The sequence below is a fragment of the Beduini massiliensis genome (assembly GCF_000829905.1).
Lineage (GTDB): Bacteria > Bacillota_I > Bacilli_A > Erysipelotrichales > Coprobacillaceae > Beduini > Beduini massiliensis.
Genome location: NZ_CDPP01000005.1, coordinates 481851 through 493180 on the forward strand (window position 1 = coordinate 481851; position 11330 = coordinate 493180).

Here is an 11330-nt window from a genome sequence, read left to right on the forward strand (position 1 = left end):
GCATAAAAGAAAAGATACCTTTTTTTTACTAGGCATCTAATAATCATAACGACGTATTTTCTGATAATAAGTCAATTTATTTTTCAAGTTTTGTTCATAATCCTTTGAAAAAAAGCAAAGGAATAAGACATCGAGTATATATAATAACGATAAGCGGGTTGAAAAAGAAGATAATTTATGATAGTGATTTTCTGTTGAGCATAAATATAAATGATAGTCTGCACATTTTTTAATCTCAAAATCTTCTGTTGAAGAAATCAATAAAATGGGCGTGCGGTTTTCTTTTAAACAACGGATAATGCGTTCTACTAACAATCCTCTTCCACCAAACGATATCACGATCGCTAAATGCTGTTCATTGCTGTAAGAGGCTGTCAAACGCTGGCTGTATTCTTCTTTAGGAACGTTGATTTCAATACCGATTTCCTGCATCTGAAATTGGAAGTTCTCGGCAAAATGAAGATTTCCGGCAGAAGTATAAATATCGATTTTTTCCGCTCTTTTCATTGCATTCACAGAAAACAACAGCTGATCTAAATCAAAAAGATTAAACGTGGATAACAACGTTTGCTTATAATCTTCCATCATTCCCGTCATAATCTGATGGTGGGTTTGATTCGGTTTGATTGGGAAATCAAAATCAAAGTCTAAATTATCTTCTATATAGTTTTGAATAGAATAAGAAACTTTTACTTTAAATTCAGAAACACCGGATAATCCTAGTTTTTCGCATAACCGATAAAGCGTAGGAGTGGAGACAAAACAACGTTCACAAATGTCTTTTGTTTTTAAGTGCAAAAATTCATCTGGATGTTGTAAAACGAAATCGATGATAGAGTGTTCATTGCCGGTTAAGTTTTCAATAGTTTTTAATTGTGTAAATATATTCATGCTTTCACTCCTTGCCTAACATATAAACAGTAAAAATCAACTCTATTTTTTAAATTTAAAGTTGATTTTTAACTAAAGATTATTTTTCTAATAACGCTAATGCTTTTTCTAAAACACTTTTTCCATTCATCAACCCATAATCACGTGTATCTATGACATCTACCGGAATCGGATCAGCTGCTTTTTGAATACGTTTTAATTCATAACGAACTTGCGGTCCTAATAACACTACCTGCCAGCCTTGTTCCTTCAGCATCTCCAAACGAACGCTTGATGCTCCTACTGCTTTAATTTCAATTTCCAATCCTTTTTCCTGAGCTGCTTTTTTCATGTTTTCAACAAGCAAACTGGTAGACATTCCGGCATTACACGCCAAAAGTATTTTAATCATTGTATTTCCCCCTTATTGCAACTAAATTGCTACATTTTTATTTAGTGAAGGAGAATCACTATCATCATGGGTATATAATAAGAGTAACCTAATTCTAATGTAAATTCATTATATAGAAAACTGACGAATGGGTTCCCTTGTGTGCACGGTCAATCCTTTGATTTAAATCAGTGATATAGTGATTGCTCTCCTCACCTTCCATTATAGGGATATCTTTCACTTCAACAACAGATTGAAAAAGAATGATATATTTTTAACATCATTTATCTTGATAATGAAAATGAATATGAGAAATTCATTTCAAAATAGGTTCTTCTTTAAAGAATTCTCATTCTAAGAAATGATAGCCGTTAAATATATGAGAATTTCTTTTCTATTTTATTTGTCGCTGTTTCCATCTTTGCCAAATGAATTATAATGAAAGCGAAATGGAGGAATCAAAATGAACCTTTTCTACAAAGACCTATCTTATACCTTCTTTTATCTGTGGGTCAAAAAACGTTATCTGAATGACTTTAAAATAAGTAAAGTCGGAGATTCAGCCGTCTTTACCAAATCCGTTTCTCAATACACCATCACAATTTCTTTTTATCCTAACCATATTATCGAAGAACAAATTCTCGATAAAGAAGACAAAGTCTCCTATTATATGCATTATGAATTTATTGATGTATTACAAGCCAGTCGATTTATTTCCGATTTGATACAATACATTAATAATTTAGATATCCAAAAACGCAAGATTTTATTATGCTGCAGTTGCGGTATCACTTCTACTTTTTTTGTGGAGCAGCTTCAAAACAATATTTGTGCCTGTCAGCTCAATATTAAATTAGAGGCGATGGATCTTTACACTTTGACACAAGAGAAACCAGAAGCAGATTTAATTTTGCTTTCACCGCAGGTTGGACATTGTTATCATTCACTTTCTGCTTTATTTCCCAATCATATCGTAAAAATTCCCATTACTGATTATGCCGCTTACCACTATGCAAATATTATTCAATTAATTAAAAACTATCTTTGATCAAAATAAAAAAGGAGAGTAATCTGATTAATCTCCCCATTTTAGCTGTTTTCTGTTTTTTAAACATACAATGCCCAATCGTTGAACACCCAATGGCTGAGCCACTAATTCACATTTCGCCATAAACATAAAGAATAGGTTTTCTTTTGGGTTTCCCAGTAATCCTTCATAATTTCCCTGTCCTTTGCATAAGACAAGATCTGCCTGATCAAAAATTTTTTGGAATTCCGGACTCGTTCGTTTAAGAACAGTTCCCAATGCGCCATCACCATTGGAAATAACTGTCGCCACCTCTTCCATATGTACATCTGCAGCATCTTTTAAAGTAACATCATTCACGATTGGTTTACCACGTACCCCATAATAAAATGTCAAATCAGGATATTGTGTTTTCAACCATTCAATAAATAATTTATCTAAAACAATCTCCCCGCAGTTATCCCCTAAGTAAAGCAATGTTTTTGCAGCACCTAACTGTCTTTTCAACTCAGCAGAATCATCAATCGCTAATTGAGTTTTTTCAGCGTTTCTTAAAATCTCCTGTACAGTCTCTTCATTAAATGTATGTTTTGCGGCAAAATCAATTAAATTACCGGTGATCGCTATTTTTAATGCCACCAAAAAGGGATCATTACTGTTTAATATTTCTTGACGAATCGTTTCGCTCATAGACATCATAAATGTATTATAATACTGCTTAACCTTTTCGTAAGGATCTTTATTTCCTAAGATTTGTGTCACTTCTTCCCATATCCCAGCCATGATTTCCGGATTGGTTTTAGACATGTCACATTGTGTTAAAATAGAATCCGCTGTTGTCAGCAGTTTTTCTTGCATTTGCTTTTCTAAATTTAAAAACCGGCTGATTTTCAACATTTGCTGGCGATCACATTCAAAACAGGCTTTATTCATTTTTAAATTCCTCTTTTCTTCATTTTTATTTCATATTTTTAACGTCTTCCAAGGGAAAATGATGATGTTTAGGCTGCTTTCTTTCAAATTCTTCCAGTTTTTCTTTATTTAACTGCTCGATTTCCAATTTTAACTCTCGTGCTGAAATACGACGGCTTCCATGTCCGGCTACAATTAACTGCTCCAAAGCATCGGATGTTGCCACAATAACGTTATATTCATTGATCATCTGATGTGTTGCACGTTCTATGTAGGCATCGGCGGTTTGAGCCTCTTTTGTATAAACGACATGGATATTATGATACTGCTCTGTAACTCCGATATTTCCTTTCACTTTGTAGGCATCAAAAACCAAAATCAGCATGCATTGTTTATATCCTTGATAGTTGCATAGAATATCCATTAATTTTGATCGTGCTGCCCCTAAATTATGTTCAGCTAAATCTTTTAATTCCGACCAAGCATGAATGATATTATAGCCATCTACTAATAAACATTCCGGTAAAGCTTTGTACACTTTTTCCTGCTTTAAACGATTTCGCTCATATGTTTCTTTGCTGGATAAACGGATTTTCCTTTCTCCATAGGTTTTAGTGAAGATTCTTTCTAATTCTTGATCTTCATCTTGATAGGCCGGATATTGATAGTGAGAAGAACTTTGTTGAATCACTTTTGTTTCTTTCAAATAATTATCTTTTAAATGCTGATAGTGAGGGACTTCATCCCATTTCACATTAAATCCTGCACCATGACTGCAAAAAACAGATCCGGTCGGATTATCAATATCTAATTCGCTGTCATATGCCAAAGCATCCATAATTGCTTGTTGATTATGGCAGGGACGATACCCATCTAAACCATATGTTAAGCGTCCTGTCCCCTTGGTATAGGAAATAAGTTCACTTTGATAATTCTGCATTAATGCTACAGGGGCAGACCCCGTTAAGATCACCCTATCCATGTGAGTATTTAATATCGTAAACTCTCCGTGCATCTTTTCAATATCAAAAATAGCTCTGCTTAAATATTCACTCGCTATCTCCATTTTAAATTGATAATACGGCTCCAACAACTGACATTTTCCCACCTTCAAACCTTGACGAACAGCACGATAAGTCGCTTGCCTGAAGTCTCCGCCTTCGGTATGTTTTAAATGTGCCCGCCCATTAATCAAGGTTATTTTCATATCCGTAATAGGAGATCCGGTTAAAACGCCAAGATGTTCTTTTTCTTCTAAATGAGTTAAGATCAATCGCTGCCAATTACGTCCTAAAATATCTTCTTTGCATTTTGTTTTGAATACTAATCCGCTGTTTGGTTCCCCCGGCTCTAATAAAAGATGTACTTCGGCATAATGTCTTAACGGTTCAAAATGCCCTACCCCAATCACCGGTTCCAGGATTGTTTCTTTATATAAAACCTGTCCCTGATCAAATTCAACTTCAACATTAAATCGTTCCTTAATTCTGTTCTTTAATATTTCAATTTGAATGGTTCCCATAAGCTGAATACGTATTTCTTGAGTTGCCTCTTGATAACGAAGATGTAATTGGGGATCTTCCTCTGCCAATTCCTGTAATTGTTTCAGCATTTGAAAAGGATCACACCCTTTTGGTAAAAGAATACGATAATCCATGAAAGAGGCCAACATTGGGGTCTGAACTGCTGTTTCAATACCTAGTCCCTGACCAACCGCAATGTGTCTTAATCCTTTGACTGTACATATTTCTCCTGCATAAACTTCTTCATAAGTTTCATATTTATTTCCAGAATATTTTCTGATCTGATCCACTTTTTCATCTTCACTCAATCGTGTTTTTACTTTAAGGCTTCCTCCTGTAATCTTCATATGCGTCAAACGGTTTCCTTGCTCATCTCGTGTAATCTTATAAACCTTTGCCCCAAACTCTTTTGGATAAAGAGACGATTTGATATAACGATCCAGTCCATTTAATAAATCATCAATATTTTCTGATTTTAAAGCCGATCCAAAGAAACAAGGAAATATTCGGCGATTTTCAATTTGATTTTGAATTGCTTCTAAACTGATCTGTTCTCCGCTAAGATACGCTTCTAATAAATGATCATCGCTCAATGCAATTTGTTCCAGCACCTGATCATTCATCTTTGAAAAATCAATACAGCTATCACTTAATTTATCCTGTAAATCATTCATCAATGATGCTTTACCGGTTTGGTTTAAATCCATTTTATTTACAAAAATAAAGGTAGGAATCTGATAATGCTCCAATAATTCCCAAATCGTTTCACTATGATGCTGCACCCCATCGGTTCCACTGATCACAACAATCGCATAATCTAAAATTTGCAGTGTTCTCTCCATTTCGGTAGAAAAATCCGCATGACCGGGAGTATCTACTAATGTAAATTCAGTATCTTTCCATTGAAAAACAGCTTGTTTAGAAAAGATTGTAATTCCTCGTTCTCTTTCCTGCTGATCATAATCGAGAAACGCATCTTTATGATCCACTCTTCCCAGTGCACGCAGCTTTCCCGAAAGAAAAAGCATGCTTTCTGTTAATGTCGTTTTTCCAGCATCGACATGTGCTAAAATTCCAATAATTGTTTTTTTCATTTATAATAACCTGCTTTTTAGTTTTTTATCATCTCTATTATATAAAAAATAATAGATAATGAAAACTTATTTATATTTCAACACATGAAAAAGCACATTTCTTGATACCTCCAATAAGGTTGATAAATGACATCATTAAACTTCATTTACCAACACGTAAGGAAGGAATCATCCTGTGCTTTTATTATATTTTATTGTTGAAGTATGTTTGAAAGTCAATATCTATTCCGATTTTTATTTCATACTCCCTACGTTTATCTATGTTGAATGGCTTTAGCCGGACATACTTCTTGACATAATCCACAATGCAAACAATGTTCCTGTACAATTTGATATGGCTTTCCTGCTTCAATACATTGTTGGGGGCATTTTTTTAAACAGATGCCGCATGCCTTGCAAGCAGGGGTAATTTCAAATCCTTTTTTTATTGCCTCAGCTTTACCAATGACCATTTCTTTTCGTGTAATCGGTGAAGTACTTAGATCAAAATATTCAATCGTTCCTTCATTTAAGCAAAACGGTTCTAATATATAACGAGATGTTCCGGGATAAACATCCTCCATCACCGGATTATGCTCAAATATCTTATCAATCCATTCGATTTGATTGGATAAAAGATGAGCCTTTCCGGTAAAACGGATTGTTTGGTAGTTTTCCGTCATTCCTAAAATAGAGACCCATTTATTTTTAATTAATTGCTTATAAAATCCTTTTCCTCTTGAGGTACAAAAATATAAATTCTCTCCTTCTACCAACATGACATCAATCACTCTTACTTGCGGTATGCCGTTATGATCAACAGTTGCCATTGAAACACTTTTTATTTTTCTTAATTGATCTAAATAGGCATTGTTCATTTATTCTCCTCCAATATTATTAAGCGGCTTATTTAAAGCCGGATTTACTAAGCCCAAACATATTTTTCCTAAATAAAACTAGGAGGGGGATCGATCCCTCCCTATCCTTTTAATCTATCCATTTCTGCAACGTTTTGATCAGCACTTCCACATCGATAGGTTTTGCGATATGGTCATTCATGCCGGCGCTTTGTGCCTTTGTGATATCTGTGATAAATGCATTGGCCGTTAGGGCTAAGATAGGAATAGTATTCGCATCTTTTCGCTCCATCACACGAATCTGCCGTGTTGCTTCATAACCATCCATAATTGGCATTTGAATATCCATTAAGATCGCATCATATTCGCCCAATTCAGAAGCTGCATACATTTCTACTGCATGTAGTCCGTTTTCTGCAGTATCCACTAAAATTCCCTGCATTTGCAGTATTTCCGCAGCAATTTCACGATTCAACTCGTTGTCTTCTGCCAGCAGAACCTTTTTACCACATAAATCAGTATGCTGGTGTTCAGCATAGTCGCTGGTTGTCTCTAAACTGTTGCTTGAGCAAAAGAGTTGCAGTACATGCAGCATTTTCGATTTAAACAATGGCTTTGTGATAAAGGCATCGGCCCCGGCACGAATAAATTCATCTTCTATATCTGAATAATCATAAGCAGAAATAATAATGATCGGAACATCTTCCCCCATCGTTTTACGAATCTGCCTGACCGTTTCAAGTCCGTCCATCCCCGGCATCTTCCAGTCTAAAATAACCGCAAAATAATCTTCTTTATTGATATGAGCGTCCCATATATTTTGTACTGCCTGATTTCCAGAAAGAACCCAAGATCCACGAATTCCCAATTCTTTCAGCAATAAAACTGCACTTTCACATACCATTTGATCATCGTCTACAACTAAAACCGAATGACCAACTAATTCTTCTTCGTTTTGTTCTTCTTCCATTTGCAGCTGTAACGGAAGTGAGATGGTGAATTGACTGCCTTTTCCTAATTCACTGTTCACTTCAATTGTGCCATTCATCATATGAATGATATTTTCAGTAATCGCCATTCCCAATCCGGTTCCCTGTATCTTTGAAATACGTGAATCTTCCGCACGGGAGAAAGGTTCAAACAGATGAGGAAGAAATTCTTTAGACATTCCAATTCCTGTATCGGTAAAGATAAATTCATAACGCCCTCTGCCACGAATGATCGATTCGACTTCATTAATAGTAAAACGAACCGTTCCGCTTTCAGGTGTATATTTGATGGCATTTGACAGAATATTCATAAAAATCTGTTGAATACGGTCCCCATCAGCAATGATTTTTTCATGACGAACATGCCCCACTATGATTTGAAAATCAAGATGTTTTTCTTCCACTAATGATCTGCACATATCCGTTACATTTTCAATTAGTTCCGGTAAATCTACATTTTCAGGCAGCAAATCTATCTTTCCGCTTTCTATCTTAGACATGTCTAAAACCTCATTAATCAAACTTAATAAATGCCGGCTTGAAACATTAATTTTATTTAAGCAGTCATTTAATTTTTCCGGTGCGTTTATATTGGCTTTAGCAATAACCGTCATTCCCACAATTGCATTCATTGGGGTACGAATATCGTGCGACATGGAAGACAAGAAATTGGTTTTAGCATCATTTGCCACACGCGCCGCTTTATAAGCATCCTCTAAAGCCTTTCTTTGTCTTTCTTGTTCCTGACGTTCTTTTGTTATATCAATTGCTACACTGTAAATTGAAGGAATACCATCCCAACTATCTTCTCCGCTGATATAGCACATAGTGATTGTTAAAATGCGTTCTTCATTGTTTCGGCGTTTAATTTTTGTTTCCAAAACTGCATTTTGACCGGTTTCATAAAGAGACTTAGCTGTATTTAAAATTCTTTCCTGATCATCGAAATATACATTAGTCCATTCAGAATTTAATTCCGATTCAAACTGCTCAGCAGTATACCCTATCATTTCTAAATAGTCTCCACTATACCACATTACTTTTTTATAGTGCTTTGCTTCTATTCGTGAAAGACCGCCCGGAATTGTTTTAATAATAGCTTCACGTTCCTGATCTTTTTTAGCTAATTTATATTCAGTACTGTACATATCATGTGATAATTCTATACGGGCACGTCGGCCTTCCCATTCTATTTGACGATTTTTAATCATAAACGTTCTTTCTAATACCGGATTATAGAACTCCCATTCATATACATCATCAGAAGTCAAACGATCATTCGTACAAAACGGACATGGTGAAGTCCTTCCCTGTATAACCTCATAACATTTCCTGCCAATTAAATTCTTCATTTCATCATGAAGCGTCTCACATGAAGTTTTGTTCACATACAGCAAATCATAATTATCCATGTCACTTATATAGACGTTCCCCATATACTCTGACATCAGCCATTCAAAGTTCTGTGCTTTCATTTCTTTTATACGTTCAGCTTCGTGTTGGCTTTTGATTGTTTCATCAACGTTTTGCCATACCACTTCAATAACGGTATCTCCTTGTATACATTTATCGGTCACTCTAGCCTGTATCTGTACATAGCATACAGAAAGATCTTTCTTTGGCAAACAACAAATAAACTGAATATTCTTTTTATCCTGTTGGATTCCCTCTTTAAAGGCCGCCTGAAAAAAAACAAAATCTTTCATATGATTTTGATAAAGGGCTTTAACACTACGATAAAGAGAAAGAAACTCCTCTTTTCGATAGCCTAAGTTTTCATAAAACGAATCATTTCCCCATAGAAAAGTAAATTCATCATTCAAAAGCAGATGACATATGCCTACTTTCATTGTCTCTATCAAAAGTTGATATTGTTCTTCCGTCGTAAGCATTATTCCTTCTTTCCATGATGCATTATTTTCTATCTGATTCATTTATAATTCTCCTCTTGATCCCATATTTAGACAAACCTTAATTTCATTATAAGCGCTCCCAATTTCTTTAGCAATCAAATCCTGCTTTTATCATCTTTTTTGTAAATATCAAACATCTTGATAAAAACGACGGTAATAATTTGGTGTCATCTTTGTTTTTTTCTTGAATTTTTGAATATAGTAACTCGTTGTACTGAATCCACATCGATATGCAATTTCAGTAATAGATAAATCAGAATTTAAAAGTTCCATACTTTTAAGCAAGCGAAAGGATAAAAGATAATCAAATAAGCTGCATCCCATGTATTTTTGAAATTCCCGGCAAAAGGACGTACGAGTCAGTCCTACCTTATCAGCGAGATCTTCCAGTCTTATTTTTTCTGAGTAATGGGTTTCTACATAATGTATAATTGTCCGCATTCTTTCATTAGTGATATTTCGTTCTTTTAATGGCAGCGACTTGAAATGATGTTCATAAAGCAGCTGCCAGATCTGCAAAAATAATATATGAATCGCCAGTTGGGACTCTTTATTTTGATAAAGGTTATAAATTTCTTCTAAATACAACAGAATATATTTTTGCCATTGCGTTTGTGATGTAAGCAAACAGTAATCTATAGTATCACTTTGAATAATAGGATAGATAAAACGTGTATTGATAATGCTGCCAGAAAAACTTGAAATAAAATCGGGATGAACATCAAAACAGATATAATAACTTTTTATTTTTTGAATATTTTCTGTTTTATGTAATTGCTTGGAATTAATAAAAAGACCTTCCCCTGCTTTCAATAAAACCTTATGCTGATCAATATGAAACAATACAGCTCCCTGTTTAACTAAACAAAACTGCAAAGAATCATGCCAATGCCATTCAGTAAAATTCAGGACATTGGGGTATACATAATCATCATAAATGGAAAGCGGAAATTCAAAAGTACCGTGATCAGTTAAATCTTTATGATTTTTATTTATTTTCATAAATCCTCCTAAAAAGATAATATATTGATATTATTTGCTAATATTATTATATATTATCTTTCAATCCGTTAATATAATAATAAATATAAATTAACGATTCGGAGGAAATAATAATGTATTATGATTTAACTTTAAAAATTACCCCTAAACTGGTAAATGATGCAAATCAGAACGAAAAGATGACTTTATCCGGTCATCTGGGGACTCACTTTGATGTTATGAATAAAGAATTTCCCTTAGATTATCTGCGTCTTTCTGCCGTCATTTTTGATGTCAGTTCAGTTTATAACCGTGATATTGAAATAGAAGATATCGATATCGATCTCATTCAAGAAAATAGGTTTATCGCTTTTCACACCGGTTTTATCAATGCCGCTGGATATGGTACTCCTCGATACTTTAAGGAACATCCGCAATTATCAGCCTCATTAATTGAAGCGCTGATTCAAAAAGGGGTCAATATTATTGGTATAGACTGTGCGGGGATTCGACGTGGAAAAGAACATACGCCAATGGATCAGCATTGTGCCGATCATCATGTATTTGTCGTTGAAAATCTTTGTCAAATGGAAATGCTCTTGAATCATCAAAAAGCTGTACACTGCACCATCAATACTTATCCTATCCATTACAGTCACACGACCGGCTTGCCATGCAGAGTGGTGGCAGAAATATAGAAAAAAAGCACATAGGTTTAGTGGACTCATCTCCAATCGTTAGATGTTCAGCTCTAACTTTTAGAACATAAATGCCACGATATTATGTGCTTTTAT

9 protein-coding genes are annotated in these 11330 nt (G+C 34.6%); 2 read left to right on the plus strand and 7 right to left on the minus strand.

What is annotated here, in order from left to right:
- Positions 1 to 36: 36 nt before the first annotated feature.
- Together BN1225_RS09145 and BN1225_RS09150 are read right to left on the minus strand one after the other, a co-directional pair.
- The gene (locus BN1225_RS09145) at positions 37 to 891 is read right to left on the minus strand and encodes a MurR/RpiR family transcriptional regulator (protein WP_041139490.1); all 855 of its coding nucleotides are present in this window, start codon (positions 889 to 891) and stop codon (positions 37 to 39) included.
- A 79-nt stretch (positions 892 to 970) separates the two neighbouring features.
- A complete protein-coding gene (locus BN1225_RS09150) occupies positions 971 to 1282 on the minus strand; it encodes a PTS sugar transporter subunit IIB (RefSeq protein WP_041139491.1) in 312 nt (103 codons plus the stop codon).
- A 442-nt stretch (positions 1283 to 1724) separates the two neighbouring features.
- Here BN1225_RS09150 and BN1225_RS09155 point away from each other — a divergent pair, with 442 nt between their 5' ends.
- Positions 1725 to 2309, plus strand: coding sequence for a hypothetical protein (locus BN1225_RS09155; protein WP_041139492.1), 585 nt, complete (start codon positions 1725 to 1727; stop codon positions 2307 to 2309).
- Between the two features lie 27 nt (positions 2310 to 2336).
- Here BN1225_RS09155 and BN1225_RS09160 read toward each other — a convergent pair whose 3' ends face one another.
- From BN1225_RS09160 to BN1225_RS09180, 5 genes are all read right to left on the minus strand, one after another.
- Positions 2337 to 3221, minus strand: coding sequence for a damage-control phosphatase ARMT1 family protein (locus BN1225_RS09160; RefSeq protein ID WP_041139493.1), 885 nt, complete (start codon positions 3219 to 3221; stop codon positions 2337 to 2339).
- A 25-nt stretch (positions 3222 to 3246) separates the two neighbouring features.
- On the minus strand, positions 3247 to 5817 hold the full coding sequence (locus tag BN1225_RS09165; RefSeq protein ID WP_041139494.1) for a translation factor GTPase family protein: 2571 nt from the start codon (positions 5815 to 5817) through the stop codon (positions 3247 to 3249).
- Positions 5818 to 6071: 254 nt separating this feature from the next.
- Positions 6072 to 6674: a pyridoxamine 5'-phosphate oxidase family protein gene (locus tag BN1225_RS09170; protein WP_041139495.1), complete on the minus strand. Its 603-nt coding sequence runs from the start codon at positions 6672 to 6674 to the stop codon at positions 6072 to 6074.
- Between the two features lie 109 nt (positions 6675 to 6783).
- Positions 6784 to 9576, minus strand: coding sequence for a PAS domain-containing hybrid sensor histidine kinase/response regulator (locus tag BN1225_RS09175; protein ID WP_052466527.1), 2793 nt, complete (start codon positions 9574 to 9576; stop codon positions 6784 to 6786).
- A 108-nt stretch (positions 9577 to 9684) separates the two neighbouring features.
- Entirely contained in the window at positions 9685 to 10557 is an 873-nt protein-coding gene (locus BN1225_RS09180; RefSeq protein ID WP_041139496.1) for an AraC family transcriptional regulator, read from the minus strand.
- Positions 10558 to 10670: 113 nt separating this feature from the next.
- On the opposite strand from BN1225_RS09180, the gene BN1225_RS09185 reads away from it, so the two are divergent.
- The gene (locus BN1225_RS09185) at positions 10671 to 11234 is read left to right on the plus strand and encodes a cyclase family protein (protein WP_041139497.1); all 564 of its coding nucleotides are present in this window, start codon (positions 10671 to 10673) and stop codon (positions 11232 to 11234) included.
- The last annotated feature ends 96 nt before the right edge of the window (positions 11235 to 11330 follow it).